The sequence below is a fragment of the Chryseobacterium sp. JK1 genome, assembly GCF_050632815.1.
Lineage (GTDB): Bacteria > Bacteroidota > Bacteroidia > Flavobacteriales > Weeksellaceae > Chryseobacterium.
In genome coordinates, this window is the sequence record NZ_JBODRU010000001.1 from 1,869,189 (window position 1) to 1,890,071 (window position 20,883).

Consider the following 20,883-nt stretch of genomic DNA (forward strand, 5'->3'; position numbering starts at 1 on the left):
TGCTATGGTTTTCTTCTGAATCATGCTAAACCATCGAAAATAATTCATTACATTCGATATTTACAAAATTGCTTTTATGATACAACTTCCTTTGTCTAAACTTTCTAATGTAGGAACCACTATTTTCAGTCAGATGACGCAGCTTGCCAACGAAAATGAAGCCATCAATCTTTCTCAGGGTTTTCCGGATTTTATGCCGGATCAGGAATTACTCAACCATGTAGATCATTTTATTAAAAAGGGATTCAACCAATATGCCCCATTAGGAGGAATGATTGGTCTCAAAGAGGAAATCGCCAGAAAAATTGAAAACAGTCATCAGGCAGTCTATCATCCGGACTCTGAAATTACAGTGACTGCAGGAGGAACTCAGGCTATTTTCACCGCTATTGCTTCGTTTATCAAGAAAGATGATGAGGTGGTTATTTTCGAACCGGCATATGATTGCTACGAACCTACTGTAGAGCTCTTTGGAGGGATTGTAAAACGGTTTGAAATGAAAGCTCCTGATTATACAATCGACTGGCATTCTGTAAAAGAACTGATCAGCGAAAAGACCCGAATGATTATTCTCAACAACCCCAACAATCCTTCAGGAAGAATTTTAAAAGATGAAGATCTTCAGGAGCTGATTAAATTGGTTAAAGGAACTTCTATCCTTATTTTAAGTGATGAAGTATATGAAAATATAGTTTTTGACGGCAAACAGCATATAAGCATCTGCAAATATCCTGAGCTAAAAGAAAGAAGTCTGCTGGTTGCTTCTTTTGGAAAACTATTTCATGTAACAGGCTGGAAGGTTGGTTACTGTGCTGCTCCCAGGAATTTAACGGATGAATTCAGAAAAGTTCACCAGTTCAATGTGTTCTGTGTCAATACTCCTATTCAGCTTGCTTTGGCAGAATATATGAAAAATGATGAGCATTATACTCACCTTAACGAATTCTTCCAGGAAAAAAGAGATTTTCTCAGAAACGGTCTTTCGGGGACTTCTTTCGAATTATTAGATTGTGAAGGAACGTATTTCCAGGCAGTAAAATATGATAAGATCTCAGACAAAAGTGACTTTGACTTCGCTACAGAATTAACGATAAATCATAAGGTGGCAAGTGTCCCTTTCTCGTCATTTTATAAAAATAAACTTAATGAAAATGTAATCAGGCTTTGTTTTGCTAAGAAACGGGAAACTCTGGAAAGAGCCATTGAAAACCTCTCTAAAATTTAAAAGTCTTTTTTTAAAAACAGTATTCTTCTTTTATTTTTTTCTCGATATAGTGATTTACACGAAATATTTTCTTATATTCGTAACGATAACTCACTAAAAACCAAAATAATGAATAAAGAAATTATATACAAAGGAAGAAAACTGAATAAAAAAGAACTCAATACCATCCAGGGAGGGCGCAGAATATGTATTCCACCAGGCACTACAGAATGTGCTTATTACGGTAAATTCTGCGGAGAACCGGAATGCCAGGTTCCACCTATCCTTAATTAATATTAGCTAAAACATACGGGCTGTATAAAACCTGATTATCAGCCTTCTATATTCATTTTCATAACTAATAAACGATAAAAACCAGCCTTTACAGACTGGTTTTTATTTTGGGGGACTAGGTTTTTAAACCCTTATTTATAAAAACATTCCACCGGATGCTTCAATTCTCTGTCCGTTGATCCATCTTGCATCTTCTGTACACAGGAATGCTACAACACCTCCGATATCGTCAGGAAGTCCTACTCTTCCTAATGCTGTAGAACCTGCAACCATCGCATTGATTTCTTCATTATCTCTTACTCTTCCCCCTCCAAAATCAGTTTCTATTGCTCCCGGCGCGACTACATTGGCTTTAATCTTTCTTGCTCCCAATTCTTTGGCCATATATTTGGTAAGCATTTCCACTCCGGCTTTAATAGATCCATAAATAGATGATCCCGGCGTTGCAAATCTTGCCAATCCTGAAGATATATTCACGATTCCTCCTCCGTCATTGATAAAAGGTAAAAACTTCTGAGTCAGGAAAAATACCCCTTTGAAGTGAATATCCACTACATCATCCAACTGCTCTTCTGTTACTTCTGTAATTGGCGAATATAAAGCGGTTCCAGCGTTATTGATCAGATAATCAATATTTGTGCTACCGGTATTTTCCTGCAGATGATGGGTTACTTCTTTTACAAAAGCATCAAAGCTTTTAAGATCTTTGGTATCCAGCTGATAAGCGACAGCTTTTTGTCCCAGGGCTTTTATTTCCTCAACCACAGCTTCCGCTTCCTGCTGGTTGCTTCTATAAGTAATAATAACGTCTAGTCCTTTCTTGGCAATTTTAAGTGCAGAGTTTTTACCTAATCCACGGCTACCTCCTGTCACTAATGCAATTTTCGTTTTTGTTTCCATTTGTTTGAATATTTTGATGATACAAAGTTGAGATATTATAAGAAGGAAGAATTTGCTCAGATCAATCCAAAATTTGCAAAATTCAAATCATGAGCGAAATTCTAAGGGAGTCAAAGAAGTTTTCTTTTTAAAGAAATTGGAAAAATGGGCAATTTCTTCAAATCCTAAAGCATAGGAAATCTCGGAGACATTCCATTGGGTCTGTTTCAGAAGAATTTTTGCTTCCTGGGTAATACGGTCTGTAATAATTTCTGTGGTTGTTTTACCTGTACTTTCTTTAAGCTTTTTATTTAAATAATTAACATGCACAGCCAGTCTGTCGGCATAATCTTTAGCAGTTTTCAGCTGCAGTCTCTGTTCTGAAGATTCTACGGGAAATTGTCTTTCCAACAGCTCTACAAATAGAGAAACAACCCTCATGGAGGCATCATTTGAGGTTGATATTTTAGATGCAGGCTGCAATTTTTGTCCGTAATGGATCAGCTCTAAAACATAATTTCTGATCAAATCATATTTGAAAATATAGTCTGAGGTGATTTCTTTTTTGATCTTTTTAAACAGATGCTCGATCTCATCAGCCAGATCATCATCAATTTCAAAGACAGGTACTGTTCCTGGCTGAAAAATAGGCAGACTTTCCAGGCTATTCTTGGATCTGTCTTTCATAAAAAAATCTTCCGTGAAAACACAGAAGCTCCCCGACTGGTTCGGATCTTCGGGAACCCAGTGATAAGGAACCTTTGGCGTGGCAAATAATAAAGCGTTCTGCTTTATCGAGATCACTTTATCCGCATACTCTGCTCTGTTTTTACCTTTAATAAAGCTTATTTTATAATATTTCCTCCTGTTATAAGGCATTTCGGAGGTAGATCTTACTCTTTCCAAAGTCTGTGCAATATCAAAAACATTGAAGTGCCCAATATCTTTATGAAGACCTTTCGGGAAAATACTTTCCAGGTCCTTGCCTAATTTGGCAGCCATTTCTCTGTAGAAATCTTCCAGTGAAGTTTGAGCTATCTTTTCCATAACAGATTATTTGTAAAATTCAAATATGCAAAGTTATAACTTTTGGAATAACGAAGATCTTTTTTCCCATTACGGAATTAGTTTTAATGGATCGTCATTCTTCAATTTCTTCTAAAGTGATTGAAAAGCTACAGATTTCTTGCCAATATTCCAAACTCTTTTTTAAAAGCAAAAGAAAAGTGAGACAGGTCTTCAAATCCTAAATCGATATAAATATCTGTTGGTTTTTGCTTTTTTTCTTCGATCAGAAAACGGGCTTCCTGCAGTCTCCTTTTTACCAGCCAGCGATTAGGCGTTTCATTAAAAATTTTCTTAAAATCTCTTTTGAAAGCGGATAAACTACGTCCGGTAAGAAAAGCAAAACGCTCCAGGCTGACATTGAATTTATAGTTTCTCTGCATAAATTCTTCCAGATCAAGACGCCCCGGGATTCCAAAATCAAACAGGATATCAGACAATTCGGGCTGCAGCTGTAAAAGAATAAGCAGAAGTTCTTCTCTTTTCACGTCGGAAAATGCATTGTTTACCATCCCAGTATCGGTGTAATAGGGCTCCAGCGAAAGGAGAAAGCTATTGATCAAAGGATCTTTTTTAAGCTGAAGGAACGCATCATTGGACTGATAGTTCTGAAAAGACACCTTATGTTTTTTATGAAATTCCTGTAAAAAGGGTTCGTCAAAAATGAAGATTACCTTTTCAAATTCATTATTATCCCTCTGTTTATTATACCGCGCCAGCCTGTTCTTTCGTACGATACAGCTGTCACCCGGTTTCAGGGTATAATGCTTATTTCCGTCATAGCCGTTCATCATGCCTTTTGCAAGAAACAAAAAGAAATGTTCAGTAATAAACTGCTCCGGCGAGATCGCAGGACCTACAAAACATGATTTTATTTCAGTTATTTTCATAAGACATTATTTTACATTTTTCCACCATCGCTTAAATATCTGTGCAGGATCATCCAAACGTACCATTTCTCCAATCATAGGAGTGGCAAGGCGATAAGGCTTCCCTTGTGAAAGTTGTGAAATCTTCTCCAGCGGTTCGTTCCACGGATGTCTTGCTAAGGTAAACTTAGAATGATGAACAGGAAGCATATTCTTCGCTTTTAATTCGGTAGTGGCCTGAGCCACTTCTTCAGGAAGTTCATGTACAGACTGCCAGGCTTTATTGTACTGTCCGCATTCCATAATAGCCCAGTCAATAGGGGAATATTTCTCAGCTATCTTTTTAAAACGGTCGCTATACCCTCCATCACCGCTGTAATATACATTCATAGAAGGCGACTGAATAAAGAAAGACAGCCATAGGGCCTGCGAACTTTTAAATCCTCTTCCGCCATCGTGATGGGTACTTTCTGTAAAGATGGAGAAACCAGGCTTCACTTCCTGTCGGTCTCCCCAGTCCTTTTCGAGAATCTGTTGTTTTGTATAGCCCCATTTTTCGTAATGTGCTCCTGCTCCAAGTCCACAGATCACATATTTTACTTTAGATTGCAGCGCTTTTACTGTTTCATAGTCCAGATGATCGTAATGATCATGAGAAAGCAGCATATAATCGATCTGAGGCATGTCTTCGGCAGTATAAATATCACTTCCTTTGTACGACTTTACACCCCATGGCAAAGGTGAAGCTTTGCTACTGAAGACCGGATCTACCAAGATTTTCACCCCATCCAGCTGCAGAAAGAACGAAGAATGCCCAAACCATACCATGACATTCTTGTCGGCAGGAATATTTTTAAGATTTGTTTTTACCGAAGGCAGACTGTCTAAAGGTTCAGTATGCGGATATTCTTCAGCCAAGGATCTGCATATTTCACCTATCATACTGTAACCTGGTGTAATGGTGGGTTTCTCTATCAGATTTCTGAATTTTCCATCTTTATAATGAGGTGACTTTTTAATCATTTCCAGTCGGTCTCCTTCCGGTAATGCTCCGAATTGAGGTTTTTTCATATAGAAATAAACAACGGAAAACCCAAACAGGATCAGGCACAGTAAGACGACCGCTGTCTTTTTTATGATCTTTAAGAACTTCTTCATAGGGCAGCCACTGTTTTTATGTCTTTGACTTCTAATATCGACTTATTGTATCCTTTAGCAACACAATTGATCATAGCCGAGCCAACTTCCTGCATTGTACAGATCCAGCCGGGAAATACGATATACCATAAAGGAGCTAAAGCATCAAATACTCTGTAAATAAAACGGACATTCTGTTGACCTTTTACGGGTCTCATAAAACCCGGACGAAAATTGTATACCGCTTTAAAAGGCAGCTTTATTAATGCATTTTCTGTTCTTCCTTTTACCCTTGCCCACATTACCTTTCCCTGTTCTGTACTGTCGGTTCTGTTTCCTGAAACATAAATAAATGTCATTGAGGAATTGATCCGAGACAATGCTTCGGCAAAAGGAACCACAAATTGATAAGTTTTCTTGGTAAAACTTTCTTCGGTTTCGCGGACGGAACTTACTCCTGCGCAAAAGAAGCAGGCATCATATCCTCTAAGTTCGTCCAAATAGTTCTTGATTTCTGAAAAATCTTTTACGATGAGTTCTTTCAGTTTATGATGTTTCCGGTTGAGCAGTTTTCTCCCGATCACCAGTATTTCTTTTACATCCGGATTTTGAAGACTGACGAGTAAAACGCCCTCTCCTACTAATCCGGTTGCTCCTGTGATGATTATTTTCACTTTAAATTTGGTTAAATTTGATTAAACTTTCCGCAGCCGCTACGATGGCCTCTTCTACACTTCGGGGCTGCCATCCTAAGAGACTTTTTGCCTTTTCACTGCTGGCTCTTTTGACAAGTCCTAAATGGGGAACAATCATATTGAGTTTCGGATTGAAAATCGCAAATAATCTTATCATCCAATTAGGAAGTTCTTTCGTAGGTGCTTTATGGGCTATACTTCCAAGCTTTTTTCTAAGAACCGCTGACACTTCCAGCATAGAAAGTGCTTCTCCCGCCACTGCAAGGAAACGCTGACCATTAGCTTCAGGCATCGTCATCGCCTTAAAGTGAAGATCGGCAACATCCCGTACATCTATAAATCCGGTAATCAGTTTGGGACATCCTTTCATCTCCCCATTCAGCATCTGCTTTACCACTTGTAAAGAGTGTGCATAATCTGCAGACAGAACGGGTCCCAATACGGCAGTTGGATTTACAACCGATAGCTCCATCCCGTTTCCTTCATTTTTTATAAAATCCCATGCTGCTTTTTCTGAGATCGTTTTGGAGCGCTGATAAGGAGCTACGGTATCATTAATGACCGTCCAGTCTTCTTCTGTATAAGGCGTATTTTTGAATGTTCCATAGCTTACGGCACCAAACGCAGAAGTCAGTACAACTCTTTTCACTCCTGCTTTTTGGGCTGCGCGCAACACAAAAAGTACTCCATTCTTAGCCGGAATCACAAAGTCATCCTCCGTTTTCGCATCGGTATGAGGCGTAGGGGAAGCCGTGTGTATAACATATTGACAGCCTTCAGCTGCTTTTTCCCAACTCGTTTCATTTTCCAGATCTGCTTCTGCGAAAGAAAGGTTTTCAAAAGACTGTATTCCGCCTTCTTTCAGCATTTGCTTTACCAGATCGGCCTTTTTAAGGGAACGGATTGCTGCTTTTACTTTAAATCCGTTATTAAGAAGGGTGATAATGCAATAGGATGCAATAAACCCTGAACCTCCTGTCACTAAAACTGTTTCTTTATTTTCCATTTGTTCCATATTTATAGAGCAAATTTCAGGAATATGCAGCAAATAAATTTTGTTGAAAAGTCCATTTTTATTGTGTTGAAAAGTCCAATACATTTATCGTATTCAAGTTAGTTTAATTCTCAATAACATTCATGTTTTCTTTAAAAAATTAATCATTTTTCTTTATTAAGTGATATATATTAATTTATTTTATTTATATTAGTAACGCTAATCAACTAAAAATCAATTACTATGAAAAATTCAAACCTAGCCCAGGGAAAAAAGCTCAACAAAAAACAGTTGAGAGTGATTACAGGAGGAAAAGAGATGTGTCTGCTTCCTGATCTTACGTGCAAGAAGTTTTCGATTGGCTGTGCCGAACCACAATGTCAGCCTATTATCGAGATTTACTAATATCTAATAAAAGATTATTCTCCCATCCACAGGAGTATTTTTATTTTTAAAAGACCGACAGCACTATCTATTGTAAAACTAACTCATTTAAGAACTTAAAATATGAAAAGACAAATTTCATAAATTGGTAAAAAGCTTAATAAAAAGGAGCTAAGAACAATTCAAGGAGGAATGTTAGACTGCATGCAACCCATACTTTGTACAGAGTTTCCATGTGAGACCTATCCTCCGGACGATGTCAGAAACTGTACTAAAATATCAATGGGCTGTGCGCAAAAAATCTGCAGACCACAACCATAATACTTTTACACAATAATCACCAATGCAAAAATTACATCATATGAAAAATCAGGACTTAAACCACGGAAAAAAATTGAATAAAAAACAATTAAGAGTCATTACAGGAGGAAAAGAAATGTGTTTACTACCAGACCTTACCTGTAAGAGATTTTCAATTGGCTGTGCTGAACCACAATGTCAGCCTACTATTGAACTTGAATAATATCACTACAAACCTTTTCCTGCCCTAGGAAAACATCTTTCTTATTTAAAACTTAAACTAATAACAAACTCATTTAAACAATTACCATGAAAAAACAAATGTCAGAGAACGCAAAAAAATTAAGTAAAAAAGAGCTGAGAACAATTGCCGGAGGTGTAAAACTTTGCAAGAGTGGCGGTGTATGCATACAACATGGCCCTGCATGCTATGAACCAGATTGTAAAGATGGCGAGGGAGGATCTGTAAGATGCACAGACATCGTTAATAACTGTGTGATGTACTCTATAGAATGTATAGAGCCAAAATGCAGATTCGATATAGGCATTCCTCCTTTTTAAGTATAAAAACAAAAAAGTTGCTCTCTGATTGTAGGGAGCAGTTTTTTATTACTGTAGATACAACTTAAACAACGGTTCCTCCAATATTTTCCAAGATCCATTTCCCTTTTATATACTTTGCTTTATAATCATTGGTAAAGCTGCTTCCAGATTCATAGATATAGACTGTATCCGGATCTTTATCGTCTTTCTGGATTTTCGAAAGACTTCCTATTGTGACATCTGTCATTCTCACATAATAGGGTTGCTTCTTTGTACTTTCAGGAATAAAAAGAACTCTATATTCGGGATTGACCTGATGGAAATAATCACAGTCGCTTTTATAGACAGAAAATGTATACCGTAATTTTTTCATCCTCTCTGCATTAAAATCCGGCAAAAGAAGTTCATACAGTTGTGTGAATTTATTTTTTTCAGATCTGAACATCGGATTCAAATCATCAAAATCATTAATTCCGTCTCCATCCGTATCTTTACTGTCAGGATTCAGACCAAAGCTTTTCTCAAAAATATCATTATATCCGTCCTGATCAGAATCTTTCATCAGGCTTTTTAAGTTTATTTTGAACAGTTTGCCATCTTCCATCGCAGAATAATCATCATATCCTGGAAGACCAGGCATCTTTACAATTTTGACCAGACTTCCTTCAAGCTGGAGAAAACCATCTTTTATCATCGGTAGCTCCTGCGTTCTATTAAAATAATAGTGACTGAAACTCAAACCAAGAAAGTAAGCGGAATGTTTATTATTTTCAATGGTAAGTAACCAAAATCCCAATTGATTCTGTCCCAGAGCATATAAAACGTTTCCTGTCTGTTGCTGAAAGTGAAAGAAAAACTGATCTGAAAACTTTTCCTGGAACAGTTTAAAGTCGGTTTCCCGCTTTTTATATTCTTTATCTAATTCTTCATAATTTCTGGTAGGATGAGAAGCAATGCTGTCCTGTCGAAAACTTCTGTATTTTTTCAAATCTGTGATATCCAGATAATCAGGTTTTTCGTTTAAAATTTGTTGTACTGTGTAAGGTTTAGATTCTTTATATCCTTCGAACTTTTGATCATTGCTATTGATAAAGCATCTTTGTTCAATGGTTTGAGAGCAGGAAAGAAACAGAACCGGAAGGATAAGATATAGCGTTTTCATGGTTAAATTTTGTGGGGATGAATGCAAAAAGCGCTCCCAAATTCATGGAAGCGCCTTTCTATTACAAACTAACTTTAATATTTCTTTTACACGTTGAATCTAAAGTGCATGATGTCACCATCCTGTACAATATATTCTTTACCTTCTACAGAAAGTTTTCCGGCTTCTTTAATTTTTACTTCAGAACCGTACGTAATGTAATCGTTGTATTTGATTACTTCTGCACGGATGAAACCTTTCTCAAAATCGGTGTGGATTACTCCAGCAGCTTGTGGTGCCGTCCATCCCTGTCCGATCGTCCATGCTCTTACTTCTTTTACTCCGGCAGTAAAGTACGTCTGAAGTTTTAAAAGGTCATATGCTTTTCTGATCAAACGGTTTACTCCAGGTTCTGTAAGACCTAGCTCATCCAGGAAGATTTCTCTTTCTTCGAAAGTCTCCAGTTCGTTGATATCTGCTTCAATCTGAGCGGCTAACACAACTACTTCTGCTCCTTCGTTCTGAGCCATTTCTTCAATTTTACCAATCCATTCGTTTCCGTTTTTGATAGAGTTTTCGTCTACATTACAAACGTAAAGTACCGGTTTGTTTGTCAAAAGCTGAACTTCTCCAATGATTGATTTTGCAAAATCATCTGTTGCAAATTCTCTCGCATTTTTACCATCCTCAAGGAATTTCTGTAAATTCTGAAGAGTTTCGTAAGTAAGGATATCTTCTTTCTTACCGGATTTGATGAATTTTTTAGCTTTTTCAACTGCTTTTCCTACGGTTTCAAGGTCTTTCAGCTGTAGCTCGATATCAATGATTTCTTTATCTCTTAACGGATCTACTGAACCTTCAACGTGAACAATATTTCCATTATCAAAACATCTTAAAACGTGGATGATAGCTTCACACTCACGAATGTTAGCTAAGAACTGATTCCCCAATCCTTCTCCTTTACTTGCCCCTTTTACAAGACCTGCAATATCAACGATTTCTACCACTGCCGGTAAAACTCTCTCCGGTTTTACGATTTTCTCCAGTTCAAAAAGTCTCTGATCTGGTACAGAAACCGTTCCAAGGTTAGGTTCAATAGTACAGAAAGGGTAGTTTGCTGACTGAGCTTTTGCGTTACTCAAGCAGTTAAAAAGAGTTGATTTACCTACATTCGGCAGGCCTACGATTCCACATTTCATATTGTAAAATTCAAAGTTTAAGGTTTAAAGGCAATTCAAGGTTTTTCTCATGATAAGCATTATATTCAGAACCTTGAATTACGAGTGTGCAAAGATAGTGTTTTTTAAGGGAGTTTCATAATAAAAAATCTGCCAGTACTCTGACAGATTTTTCAAACGGGTTGTGTTTTCCTGTTTTTATTTTAAGGATTGGTACCTGTGGCATTCTGAGCCAGAGGAACGTCGTTGGGTGCATCCTGTAATGTTTTATCAAGGGTGAATAAAGATTCATCTGTAGCTCTGTCCCCCCCTGCAATTTTCAGTTTATCGATCAGATTTTGTGCTAAAGTTTCTTCTTCGATCTGTTCCTGTACAAACCACTGCATGAAATTCCAGGTTGCCCAGTCTTTTTCTTCCATAGAAAGGTCTACGATCTTGTAGATGGCGGTGGTATTGTCCACTTCGTGTTTAAAAACGCCATCGAAACAGGCTGTAAGTGTTTTAGGATCAGCCGGAGGGGCCGGTATTGCATTTACTTTAGGCTTTCCACCTCTGTTAAGAATATATTCCATGAATTTAATCGAATGGTTTCTTTCTTCCTGAGAATGACGGTACAGAAAGTTGGCAATTCCCTGGTAGCCTTTATCATCAGCCCAAATTCCATAAGATAAAAAAACGTGTGATGCGTGAATTTCTTTGTTCATCTGATCGCTAAGTGCTTTTTCCATTTGCGCGGAAAGTCTTTTAGTATTCATAATGTTATATTTTGGTGATTATAATACTGTTCATGCAAAAATGGTTCCTATAGATTTATTTTTTGAAACAAAAATCATCAACCAATACTACAAAACACTGAAATACAATATTTTAAATTGATAATTTATAGTTATTCTAAAATAAAAAACCCGATTCACTTAAGAACCGGGTCGTTATTATTGATCAGCTAAAGACTATTTTATTTTCTTCGCGAAGTAATCACTTTCATTGCCTAGTCTGTCAATCGCTTTAATGGCTATGGCATTCAACTTTTTCCCGTCTTTGAACTTAGGAATATCTTTTGAAATGGTATCCAACGTTAAGATATCCGTCTGCCACACTCCGTCATACTGACTAAAAAGCACCCATTGGAAAACATTTGAAGCATTTTTGATGCTCCAGCTGGTTTGTGCAAAGCTTCCATTATCGGTCACAAATAAAGTGGGGGTTTGCATTGGCACTGTTTTGATCCATGGTGATTTTGGAATCAGGGCTTTTTCGCTGTAAGGGCCATTCTTCAACACAGGCAGCATATTAGGATTTTTGGTAAGCCCTGCAATGCTCCAGTGAATTTCCCCGGCATCGTTTTTAAGAATCTTTCTGGAGATCTCAATCTGATTTTTAATTTCTGTCGGACGGTCTGAAACTCTTATTTCTACCGTATTCAGTCCCGGCCACAGGTGACGGTTCATTGTATTTTCAGACTGCCACCAGCTTAGCAGACCTTCAAAACTCTGCCCTTTGGATTCGATAGGCCAGTACAGCTGTGGAGAAAAATAATCTACCCAACCTTTATTCAGCCATAGTTTGGCATCGGCATATAGCTCATCGTACTGTGATGATCCTACTACTCCTGCGGGATATCCCGGTTTCCAGATTCCAAACGGACTGATCCCGAATTTTACATTATTTTTTTCTGCATGAATTTCTTTATAAATACGTTCTACAAATTTATTCACGTTATCTCTTCTCCAATCGGCTCTTGATAATGTTCCGCCACTGCTTACATAAGCATTCCAGGTTGCATTATCCGGAAAATCTGCTCCTTTATTATAAACCGCATAGGGATAAAAGTAGTCGTCAAAGTGAACCGCATCTATATCATATCTTTTCACGATATCTCTTACGACGTTGGAAACATGCCCCTGTGTTTTTGGGTTGGCAGGATCAAACCAGTACATTCCGTTCTTTAATCTTACTACAATATCGGAAAGCTTACTGGCCATTGAAAGTTTGTTCACAGAACCTCCGTTGCTGTGGTGGGCACGATAAGGGTTTAGCCATACGTGTAATTCCAATCCTCTTTTGTGGGCTTCTTCAATCCAGAACTGAAGCGGGTCGTAATTGGGAGAAGGAGCTGTTCCTGTTTCCCCTGTTAAAAAGTAAGACCAAGGCTCAATATTACTGGTATATAAAGCATCGGCAGAAGGTCTGATCTGAAAAATAGCCGCGTTGAAGTTGTTATTCTTCAGCATATCAAGCATGCTGATGGCTTCTGCCTTCTGCTGCTCTACGGTAAGATCATTTCTTGAAGGCCAGTTGATATTGGCCACACTCGCGATCCAGGCACCACGAAATTCTCTTTTAATTTCCGGAAGACTGGTTCTGAAATTGTCGTCTGCAGAAGCTGCAGCTCCTGTTGTGGTGGCTACCGGTACTTTGGGTGGGTTTGTATTGTTGGTAGGTTTGGTCGGATTTTTTGTGGATGGTGTTTTTACAACATTGTTCTGAACGGAACATGAGGTAGTGTAAGAAGCAAAAACACTCAGTAAAACGATAAGTTTTAATTTATTTATTCTCATAGTCTTGAAACTATATTTTTTTATTTCTTAGAGATTATTATGCCAAAATAAGCATTTTACCGGGTTTATATAGAAAAAAAGCCTCGATTTTCGAGGCTTTTTTTCTATATAAGATTTTTTATTATGCTTTTGCAGATCTTTCTACTCTTTTTCTTTCTTCTTCAGAAAGGATTTTCTTTCTCATTCTGATGAAGTTTGGAGTTACCTCAATCGCTTCATCACCCTGGATGTATTCCATACATTCTTCAAGAGAGAATAAGATTTTCGGAGCAACACCAGTATCTTTATCTTTTCCGGAAGCTCTCATGTTGTTCAGCTGTTTTGCTTCTACGATGTTTACAACAAGATCTCCAGGTTTGTTTTGCTCACCAATGATCATCCCCGCGTAGATTTCCTCACCCGGATCCACGAAGAACTTACCTCTATCCTGTAGTTTAGCAATAGAATATTCTGTAGCAGGTCCTTGAGTTTTGCTGATCAGTACTCCATTATTTCTTCCAGGAATAGCCCCTTTGAAAGGCTTATATTCTGTGAAACGGTGTGCCATGATAGCTTCACCAGCAGTAGCAGTCAACATCTGAGAACGTAATCCGATCAAACCTCTTGAAGGAATTTCGAATTCCATGTGCTGCATTTCACCTTTAGTTTCCATGATGTGAAGGTCCCCTTTTCTCTGAGTAGCCAAATCGATTACTCTTGAAGCGAATTCTTCAGGAACGTCTACTACCAAAGATTCATAAGGCTCCAGTTTCTGTCCGTTCTCATCTTCTCTTAAAATAACCTGTGGCTGACCAATAGTCATTTCATATCCTTCTCTTCTCATTGTTTCAATCAAAACAGATAAGTGAAGAATACCTCTACCGAATACAAGGAACGTGTTGGCATCATCGGTCTGTTGAACTCTTAATGCTAAGTTTTTCTCTAATTCTTTTGTTAATCTTTCTTTAAGGTGGTTAGAAGTAACATATTTACCGTCTTTACCGAAGAAAGGTGAATTGTTGATAGAGAACGTCATGTTCAGTGTAGGCTCATCGATAGCCGTTCTTTCCAATGGTTCAGGGTTTTCAAGATCTACGAATGAATCACCAATCTGGAATGCATCAAAACCTACTACAGCACAGATATCTCCTGCCTGTACTTCGGTTACTTTTTTCTTGCCTAATCCTTCGAAAACGTAAAGTTCTTTTACTTTTCCTTTTACAACTTTACCATCTGCCTGAGCAAGACCGATCCACTGAGATTCTTTAATCTCTCCTCTTGTTACTTTCCCGATCGCAATTCTTCCTAAGAAAGAAGAGAAATCCAGAGAAGTAATCTGCATCTGAAGGTTACCTTCAGTTACTTTCGGAGCCGGTACATATTGTAAGATACCATCCAATAATGGTAAAATATCTTCTGTTTGTTCTAATGAAGTGTTGAACCAACCTTGTTTAGAAGACCCGTAGAATGTAGGGAAATCCAACTGCTCTTCAGTTGCTTCAAGGTTGAAGAACAAATCAAATACCTGATCGTGAACTTCGTCCGGACGGCAGTTTGGTTTGTCTACTTTGTTGATTACCACTAGTGGTCTCAATCCTAGTTCCAAAGCTTTCTGAAGTACGAATCTTGTTTGTGGCATTGGTCCTTCGAACGCATCCACCAACAGGATCACCCCGTCAGCCATTTTTAATACTCTTTCTACCTCACCTCCGAAATCGGCGTGACCAGGGGTATCAATTACGTTAATTTTTGTGTCTTTATAAGTAACAGAAATATTCTTGGATAAGATGGTGATCCCTCTTTCTCTTTCAAGATCATTGTTATCCATAATCAACTCTCCACTCTCCTGATTTTCTCTGAAAATATTGGTAGCGTGTATAATTTTGTCAACCAGGGTCGTCTTCCCGTGGTCAACGTGTGCGATAATCGCAATATTTCTAATGTTTTGCATAAAAGATTTTTACGGGTGCAAAAGTAGTGAATTTTAATGAAAAAATATTTGCTTATCTAAATAATTAATATTTTGTTTAAAATACTAATTTACAATACCATAAAAAAGACCGGTTAAAAAACATTCTTTTTTTATGGTTCGTGCACAGACCTTGGCCGTACATAGATTCTCTTCAAAAAGACCTTTGTTACCACTCTACCTAAACGTTTAATGAATGTAAAATCCGGCGTTTTGTTGTATTGCAGTAGAGATCTTACTATTGTATTTATCTTTTTAACGGTTTTATTTCTGTTCTCAATATTCTTTAGATTCCGTCATAAAGTTAGGAAAAAACGGACAATCAATTTACTCTGATCTGCTTACTATTGTATCATTCGTAAAAATATTTTGAATATCATCTGTTAATGCCTTATCAAACGGTAAAGTACTACAACATCTATTAAAACCACGATGAAAAACTTCACCAGAAAAGATTTCTTGGAAACCTTATGGTGAAACAGGATCATTCCTGAAGCGGCGCCCACTACTCCACCTAATAAAGAAAGTACTAAAAGGGTGTTCTCAGAAATCCTCCATTGGTGTTTCCGGGCTTGCCATTTATCAAATCCAAAAACGCCAAAAGTGATCAGATTAGCAATCAGCAGAAAAATAATCATCTTTACGTTAATTTTCCAGCAAAAATAAGACTTAATTTATAGAGTAAAATACTTTTAGTGATGGGCTATGTTTCCAGAACAGGATTTTTTACATTTGCCATTCGTAAAAAACAAATCAATGACAGTACAGGATCTTGCAGGAACTTATTCTATTAAAGGAAGCAATCAGGAAGAATCTTCCGATATTTCTTACTATGGCACTTTAACGTTAGCTATCGATTCCTTTAACCGAATAGTTGCGCAATGGCTCATTGGCGATCATGTACAGCATGGCACGGGGTTTTACAAAGACCAGATCCTGGTTCTCAATTTCAATTATGAAGGTGATGATCAGAAAATCTACAAAGGAGTGGCCGTATACCGTTGTTTAAGTAAAGATGTTCTGGATGGTTTTTGGTCTGAGAAGCATGGCAATCCACTGTATTTGGGGAGTGAGTATTGTGTGAGGGTGAAGGGTTCGGAGTTTTTGAATTGAGGATTGGGGTTTGATGATTATTAACGAAACTGCATATAATAAAAAACTCCTGAGAGATTTCTCAGGAGTTTTCATTAATTATATCTCTATATTTTACCTTATTCCGGTATAGCATTTTCGAAGGCGAGTCCGTTAATTTGTGATGACATACGCTTTTAATTTTATGTTTACTCTGTATGTAAGAGGCTGCAAATCTCCAAGGTCAGCAATATTTTTTATACAAAAGATTTTAGACTCTTTATTTACTAACCAAACTTCATATTGGTCAATATTATTTTCAGCAAAGTCTTTTTCTTCTCCAGATAAATAGAAAGATGTTCCATTAAAATATTTACATTCTACAAATTTCATTTTTTCACTATGCAAATCATAATACTTTAAATCATAATGCTCACCTTCACTTGTTTTTGAAATGTGTTCAACTTTCGCATATGCAGATGGTTGGCTATCTAAATATTTTTTTACAATTTCTTCAGCATTCAGCCCTAACTTCTTCTTGCCACTTATGGATAGTTCATTATTTCCGCCTAGCCAAGGGCTATCTGAGCTTCCGGAGAAATTAGAAGAATTAATTTCTATTTCAAAATCTTCTATTAATTCAGCAGGAATGTTTAAGTCAAGTTTATATTCATTATTGTTAGCTACATTATTATTGTATTTTTCGACAAGTTTGCTTTTAATTAATTCTACATTATTTTCAAAGTATATTAAACTATTAAGCTCCAAATCTTTTCTTATCAGAAATAGCTCATCATCAGAAAAAAATTCTTTAGTGTTCTTTTCAATGAAATCATAGTCTTGAAACTTACCATCATCAAGTAATTCAAAGCTAACCAATGGTAAATGCTGTTTTAATTGTGATGAAATTATCTCATTAAAATTATAAGATAAGGAAACAGCATTTAAGTCCACATTATCTAGCAAATGTTCTATTATAAACAAAAAATTCAGAAACTCTCTTTGCCGATCAGGATGTTCAATACTTAAGTTTACCCATAATTGGTTTTTCAGTGACTTTTTTAAATTATTATAATGATCTTGAATTTCTTTTTTAAACAACTTATCAAAATTCAGTTTGTAATCTGCAACCTGATTATATTCCTCCAATGTTATTGATAAATCAATTAATATATTTCGGATCATTCTCATTTCTTCCAGTGTAGTATCAGAATAGAATAATTGACATTCTTTAAACTGTGGGAAATTATTCGTTATATGTTCTTCAATAGTATTTTCAGTAAGTTCACTCTTGGCCTCAATATTTTTAATTCTAAAAATTGATTTCCAAATGGACAATCTAATACTAACAACCCCTAACAAAATTTTTGCTTCTTCTAACATTCCTTCGGCCAAGTCGTTATTAATATCATAAATATTATCATCCATACTTTGCCTCAAAATTGTTTCAAAAGTCTTTTTCTCATCCAACGTATCAAATACCTTAAGAAAGATATCGGAAAGAGTGTCGGTGAACTGTTTATTTTTCTTCAATTGTACGACAGAAGTATTATTTGGAATTTTTAAATAATAATGATCATTTTGATAAATATAACTATACATTTCAATATCAAATGATTCCCCATCTACACTAGCAATGAGCTTATTACAGCACTTTATTTTCAATTTGTTTAGTAACTGAACCTGCGCTCTTTTAACGTCTTCTTTTGTTATTTTATCTAATCTATAGGCTAAAATAAAAGGAATTCTGCTTATAATATATCGCTCAAAATCTTTTTTTATTAAATCGTCATATTGCACTTCTACGATGTCCAAATCCAGATCATTTAGGTTTTTAAGTCCAAAAAGTTCTATAGCTGTTGCTCCTCCAGAACGTGATGGATAATACAGAATTGGAAATTTATTCGTTAAGACTTCGGGCAATTGAATTCGATCACTGAAATAGATTTCAGTACTTTTTCTAACTTCTATAAAACTTCCTACTCTTGCATATAAATCAACATCGAGGATTTTTCCTTCATTAGCTCTATAATGTCCAACTAAATTTTTGTAAAAAACTTGTGCACTTTTAGAATTGTTTCTGTTTGCTAATTCTTGAGTTTTTGACCTTAGGTAGGATAAATCCAAATCATTAAAGTCTTTTTTAGCTCCTAAAAAAGATAAAATTCTATCAACTTCATTCTTATCTAATGTAGTATTAATATCAGCCAAATAATCATAATCAATTTTAAAAGGGTTAAACCATTCTTCTTTTTTATTGGTAATCAGGTAATTATTCACATTAAAATGTTGTACTATCGTATAATGTATGTAATTTTTAAAACTATTAATGTTTTTCTGACCATAATAACTATATTCTATTTTTTCTTTGTAAGATTTAGTACTTGAAAAATCATTAAAGATTTCGAGTATTTTCTTATCACATGCTAACCACGCAATAACATTATTTATATTAGACTGATTCACAATATTATTCAATGATTTCACATCAAATAGCTCATACTTATTTACGCCTATATTTTCTTTTTGGTTTATCATGTTAATATATCTTTTGTCAATATTGTTGGTTTTCATCTCAACAATTGAGATATGATTAACTCCTAACCATCTTAGAAAATTTTCTATTTCATTAATATCCTCATTTTCTAATCCTAAAGTTTCAATTCCACTCAGAATAGAACTTTTATCATATAATTCATCAAAAATTTTTTCTGAGATTTTACCCGCTATAAAATCTTTAGATAAAGTCAATGACTTAATATCAACAATCTCATCCAACAAATTTAAACAAGGAATTTGTGCTTCGTAATCCAAAACAGGATTATCTTCTCTCATCTTATAATTATGGAATACAGTCTGATAGAACTCTCTTAAAACAATTTTGAAATTATGATTAGACTTTAAAACATCATTAGTTTCACTAATAATTTTTTTAATTACAGTTTGAGGCTCAAAAGAGTGAACATCAGAAATAACCGCCAATCGATCTTTTAGTATTCTTGATTTATTCGTTTCAAACTGTAAATCAAGTTCATTAACAAGCTTTTGAAATAAGTCAGAATGTAAAAATCTGATTTTTGAATATGAAGGAACTTTTAAGGATGTATTATCCCCTGTTTTATCTGTAAAAACATAGTTATTTTTATCTATTAAAGTTCCCTCTTCATCTATTAAGACACTAAATTTTTTATTAGGATAATACTGTAACAATAAATTTATGAACTCAGCTCTTTGCTGTATTGTTAAATTTGTTGCTATTAATTCTATAATTTCTGTATAGTTATCTGGTCCTTTAATATATTGATGAGGGTTTGTTTCTAAATCGCAAAACATAATTTGCTCTTCGAAAGAATTTTCTAATTGATACGTATCTAAAAATTTAGCGATACCATTACCTATATTTTTTGCTTCATCTAAATTCAGATAGGTTCCTATTAAGGTCGGATACACTACAAAATCTCTCTTATATTCATCAATAATATGTGAATACGGTTCATACAAGTTAATATTATCATTACTGATAGACTGATATGGCAACCAAGATTTTTTATTTTTATTTTTTAATATTTCAATTAATTTTAAATGAAGCTGAAACAATTTATCTAAAACAAAAGGATTTATAGTGGATTCAGTACTATGATTTCTATTCTGATCAAGTTCTAAACTTGCGTGTGCAACAAATGGCAACTCAAAAGGAATTTGAGTCTTAAAGTAATTGTATAATACTTTATCCTTTAGAGAAAGATCATCGGAAAAAGCAATCTTAACAGAATATCGTTTAGCATCTATAGACTCATTTTCTTGTAGTAAATCCTCGTCAACCAATCCATCATTCTCTATGACAAAGTACTCATTATCAGAATGTATAATTTTGGTAAAGGAATTATTTTGTTCTCTTTTGACATTTATATTTTTAACAGCTCCATCAATAGAGGTTTCAACTTCAGTAATGTTATTAAGAAACAATAACGTCATCATACTGATATTCTCAAGTTGAGTAGTGATGTCATTTTCATATTCTTTTTTATATCGAACAATTACACTCGTTGTATACAAATGGGGTTCATCTAAATCCAATATCTTTCCACAATTAAGCAAAGGAATCGGGTATACGTCAGGTTTTAATCTCCTTTTTTCTCTTATTTTTCCCAGTTCATCCTCCGTATAATTTAATTTATTTAATAAAATATCTTTTTTATTTTCATCTTTAAAAGAAATAATAAAATCATTACTAATAATTTTAATTTCGTCAGCCCAATTGATAATTGACCTAAATCCCAACCCTTTATTTCCAATATAACCTGACGAAACTTTTGATGATAACCCTGGATAGAGAAGAGAATCATACCCTTCAAGAGAAAATGCTTTTTCACCATCATTACTTATTTGGAGGATACAATTTGTAGTATCCAAAAAAATGGAAACTTTAGCAGCCCCCTCATCTTCGCAATTTTGGAACATTTCTAAAATTTGCCTTCCATTATAGCCTTTATTAGTATCAGATTCTGTTTTATTCAGGCTTAGTAAAGATTTAAAATTTCTTAAATCATTTAGCCTCTCATCTATTGCTTTTTGAACAATATCTCTCATTTATAATTATCTAGTTATTAGTTTTTATTTTAT

General features: G+C 35.5%; 19 protein-coding genes. 6 read left to right on the top strand and 13 right to left on the bottom strand.

Translation table 11 applies throughout. The features are described 5' to 3' along the window. The first annotated feature begins 76 nt into the window (after positions 1 to 76). Both ACQ76T_RS08500 and ACQ76T_RS08505 read left to right on the top strand, forming a co-directional pair. On the top strand, positions 77 to 1,225 hold the full coding sequence (locus ACQ76T_RS08500) for a methionine aminotransferase (protein WP_431342875.1): 1,149 nt from the start codon (positions 77 to 79) through the stop codon (positions 1,223 to 1,225). Positions 1,226 to 1,333: 108 nt separating this feature from the next. Continuing rightward, positions 1,334 to 1,498, top strand: coding sequence for a bacteriocin (locus ACQ76T_RS08505; RefSeq protein ID WP_431342876.1), 165 nt, complete (start codon positions 1,334 to 1,336; stop codon positions 1,496 to 1,498). Positions 1,499 to 1,633: 135 nt separating this feature from the next. On the opposite strand, the gene ACQ76T_RS08510 is transcribed toward ACQ76T_RS08505, so the two are convergent. The 6 genes from ACQ76T_RS08510 to ACQ76T_RS08535 all read right to left on the bottom strand — a co-directional run bounded on the left by ACQ76T_RS08510 (position 1,634) and on the right by ACQ76T_RS08535 (position 7,149). Then, entirely contained in the window at positions 1,634 to 2,398 is a 765-nt protein-coding gene (locus ACQ76T_RS08510) for an SDR family NAD(P)-dependent oxidoreductase (RefSeq protein WP_431342877.1), read from the bottom strand. A gap of 87 nt (positions 2,399 to 2,485) precedes the next feature. Continuing rightward, positions 2,486 to 3,424: a helix-turn-helix domain-containing protein gene (locus ACQ76T_RS08515; RefSeq protein ID WP_431342878.1), complete on the bottom strand. Its 939-nt coding sequence runs from the start codon at positions 3,422 to 3,424 to the stop codon at positions 2,486 to 2,488. Between the two features lie 128 nt (positions 3,425 to 3,552). Further along, positions 3,553 to 4,332, bottom strand: coding sequence for a helix-turn-helix domain-containing protein (locus ACQ76T_RS08520; RefSeq protein WP_431342879.1), 780 nt, complete (start codon positions 4,330 to 4,332; stop codon positions 3,553 to 3,555). Between the two features lie 6 nt (positions 4,333 to 4,338). Next, positions 4,339 to 5,469: an MBL fold metallo-hydrolase gene (locus ACQ76T_RS08525; protein ID WP_431342880.1), complete on the bottom strand. Its 1,131-nt coding sequence runs from the start codon at positions 5,467 to 5,469 to the stop codon at positions 4,339 to 4,341. Next, positions 5,466 to 6,122 (bottom strand): NAD-dependent epimerase/dehydratase family protein, encoded by a 657-nt coding sequence (locus ACQ76T_RS08530; RefSeq protein ID WP_431342881.1) that lies wholly within the window; start codon positions 6,120 to 6,122, stop codon positions 5,466 to 5,468. Before ACQ76T_RS08530 ends, ACQ76T_RS08525 begins: the two co-directional genes overlap by 4 nt. Position 6,123: 1 nt before the next feature. Further along, positions 6,124 to 7,149, bottom strand: a complete 1,026-nt coding sequence (locus ACQ76T_RS08535; RefSeq protein WP_431342882.1) for an SDR family oxidoreductase — start codon at positions 7,147 to 7,149, stop codon at positions 6,124 to 6,126. Positions 7,150 to 7,380: 231 nt separating this feature from the next. Between ACQ76T_RS08535 and ACQ76T_RS08540 the strand changes: the two genes are divergently transcribed. From ACQ76T_RS08540 to ACQ76T_RS08550, 3 genes are all read left to right on the top strand, one after another. Continuing rightward, positions 7,381 to 7,542, top strand: a complete 162-nt coding sequence (locus ACQ76T_RS08540; protein WP_431342883.1) for a hypothetical protein — start codon at positions 7,381 to 7,383, stop codon at positions 7,540 to 7,542. A 340-nt stretch (positions 7,543 to 7,882) separates the two neighbouring features. After that, on the top strand, positions 7,883 to 8,044 hold the full coding sequence (locus ACQ76T_RS08545) for a hypothetical protein (RefSeq protein ID WP_431342884.1): 162 nt from the start codon (positions 7,883 to 7,885) through the stop codon (positions 8,042 to 8,044). Between the two features lie 98 nt (positions 8,045 to 8,142). After that, the gene (locus tag ACQ76T_RS08550) at positions 8,143 to 8,382 is read left to right on the top strand and encodes a hypothetical protein (RefSeq protein WP_431342885.1); all 240 of its coding nucleotides are present in this window, start codon (positions 8,143 to 8,145) and stop codon (positions 8,380 to 8,382) included. A 64-nt stretch (positions 8,383 to 8,446) separates the two neighbouring features. Here ACQ76T_RS08550 and ACQ76T_RS08555 read toward each other — a convergent pair whose 3' ends face one another. The 6 genes from ACQ76T_RS08555 to ACQ76T_RS08580 all read right to left on the bottom strand — a co-directional run bounded on the left by ACQ76T_RS08555 (position 8,447) and on the right by ACQ76T_RS08580 (position 15,827). After that, positions 8,447 to 9,526, bottom strand: a complete 1,080-nt coding sequence (locus tag ACQ76T_RS08555; protein WP_431342886.1) for a hypothetical protein — start codon at positions 9,524 to 9,526, stop codon at positions 8,447 to 8,449. Between the two features lie 86 nt (positions 9,527 to 9,612). Continuing rightward, positions 9,613 to 10,704 (bottom strand): redox-regulated ATPase YchF, encoded by a 1,092-nt coding sequence (ychF, locus tag ACQ76T_RS08560; protein WP_431342887.1) that lies wholly within the window; start codon positions 10,702 to 10,704, stop codon positions 9,613 to 9,615. A gap of 182 nt (positions 10,705 to 10,886) precedes the next feature. Next, positions 10,887 to 11,438 carry a ferritin gene (locus tag ACQ76T_RS08565; protein WP_431342888.1) on the bottom strand — a complete coding sequence of 184 codons (552 nt, stop codon included), beginning with the start codon at positions 11,436 to 11,438 and terminating at the stop codon, positions 10,887 to 10,889. 195 nt (positions 11,439 to 11,633) lie between these two features. Next, positions 11,634 to 13,241: a glycoside hydrolase family 10 protein gene (locus ACQ76T_RS08570; protein WP_431342889.1), complete on the bottom strand. Its 1,608-nt coding sequence runs from the start codon at positions 13,239 to 13,241 to the stop codon at positions 11,634 to 11,636. Positions 13,242 to 13,362: 121 nt separating this feature from the next. Beyond that, entirely contained in the window at positions 13,363 to 15,171 is a 1,809-nt protein-coding gene (typA, locus tag ACQ76T_RS08575) for a translational GTPase TypA (protein WP_431342890.1), read from the bottom strand. A gap of 401 nt (positions 15,172 to 15,572) precedes the next feature. Next, on the bottom strand, positions 15,573 to 15,827 hold the full coding sequence (locus tag ACQ76T_RS08580) for a DUF1294 domain-containing protein (protein WP_431342891.1): 255 nt from the start codon (positions 15,825 to 15,827) through the stop codon (positions 15,573 to 15,575). Positions 15,828 to 15,945: 118 nt separating this feature from the next. On the opposite strand from ACQ76T_RS08580, the gene ACQ76T_RS08585 reads away from it, so the two are divergent. Next, positions 15,946 to 16,302, top strand: a complete 357-nt coding sequence (locus ACQ76T_RS08585; protein WP_422692700.1) for a hypothetical protein — start codon at positions 15,946 to 15,948, stop codon at positions 16,300 to 16,302. Between the two features lie 132 nt (positions 16,303 to 16,434). On the opposite strand, the gene ACQ76T_RS08590 is transcribed toward ACQ76T_RS08585, so the two are convergent. Then, complete coding sequence (locus tag ACQ76T_RS08590; RefSeq protein WP_431342892.1) at positions 16,435 to 20,850, bottom strand: sacsin N-terminal ATP-binding-like domain-containing protein; 4,416 nt, start codon at positions 20,848 to 20,850, stop codon at positions 16,435 to 16,437. Positions 20,851 to 20,883: the final 33 nt, after the last annotated feature.

Excerpts from the sequence above, each read along its gene's own strand:
- ACQ76T_RS08500 (WP_431342875.1), top strand. The coding sequence starts at position 77 with ATGATACAACTTCCTTTGTCTAAACTTTCTAATGTAGGAACCACTATT.
- ACQ76T_RS08505 (WP_431342876.1), top strand. The coding sequence starts at position 1,334 with ATGAATAAAGAAATTATATACAAAGGAAGAAAACTGAATAAAAAAGAA.
- ACQ76T_RS08510 (WP_431342877.1), bottom strand. The coding sequence starts at position 2,398 with ATGGAAACAAAAACGAAAATTGCATTAGTGACAGGAGGTAGCCGTGGA.
- ACQ76T_RS08515 (WP_431342878.1), bottom strand. The coding sequence starts at position 3,424 with ATGGAAAAGATAGCTCAAACTTCACTGGAAGATTTCTACAGAGAAATG.
- ACQ76T_RS08520 (WP_431342879.1), bottom strand. The coding sequence starts at position 4,332 with ATGAAAATAACTGAAATAAAATCATGTTTTGTAGGTCCTGCGATCTCG.
- ACQ76T_RS08525 (WP_431342880.1), bottom strand. The coding sequence starts at position 5,469 with ATGAAGAAGTTCTTAAAGATCATAAAAAAGACAGCGGTCGTCTTACTG.
- ACQ76T_RS08535 (WP_431342882.1), bottom strand. The coding sequence starts at position 7,149 with ATGGAAAATAAAGAAACAGTTTTAGTGACAGGAGGTTCAGGGTTTATT.
- ACQ76T_RS08540 (WP_431342883.1), top strand. The coding sequence starts at position 7,381 with ATGAAAAATTCAAACCTAGCCCAGGGAAAAAAGCTCAACAAAAAACAG.
- ACQ76T_RS08545 (WP_431342884.1), top strand. The coding sequence starts at position 7,883 with ATGAAAAATCAGGACTTAAACCACGGAAAAAAATTGAATAAAAAACAA.
- ACQ76T_RS08550 (WP_431342885.1), top strand. The coding sequence starts at position 8,143 with ATGTCAGAGAACGCAAAAAAATTAAGTAAAAAAGAGCTGAGAACAATT.
- ACQ76T_RS08555 (WP_431342886.1), bottom strand. The coding sequence starts at position 9,526 with ATGAAAACGCTATATCTTATCCTTCCGGTTCTGTTTCTTTCCTGCTCT.
- ychF (WP_431342887.1), bottom strand. The coding sequence starts at position 10,704 with ATGAAATGTGGAATCGTAGGCCTGCCGAATGTAGGTAAATCAACTCTT.
- ACQ76T_RS08565 (WP_431342888.1), bottom strand. The coding sequence starts at position 11,438 with ATGAATACTAAAAGACTTTCCGCGCAAATGGAAAAAGCACTTAGCGAT.
- ACQ76T_RS08570 (WP_431342889.1), bottom strand. The coding sequence starts at position 13,241 with ATGAGAATAAATAAATTAAAACTTATCGTTTTACTGAGTGTTTTTGCT.
- typA (WP_431342890.1), bottom strand. The coding sequence starts at position 15,171 with ATGCAAAACATTAGAAATATTGCGATTATCGCACACGTTGACCACGGG.
- ACQ76T_RS08580 (WP_431342891.1), bottom strand. The coding sequence starts at position 15,827 with ATGATTATTTTTCTGCTGATTGCTAATCTGATCACTTTTGGCGTTTTT.
- ACQ76T_RS08585 (WP_422692700.1), top strand. The coding sequence starts at position 15,946 with ATGACAGTACAGGATCTTGCAGGAACTTATTCTATTAAAGGAAGCAAT.
- ACQ76T_RS08590 (WP_431342892.1), bottom strand. The coding sequence starts at position 20,850 with ATGAGAGATATTGTTCAAAAAGCAATAGATGAGAGGCTAAATGATTTA.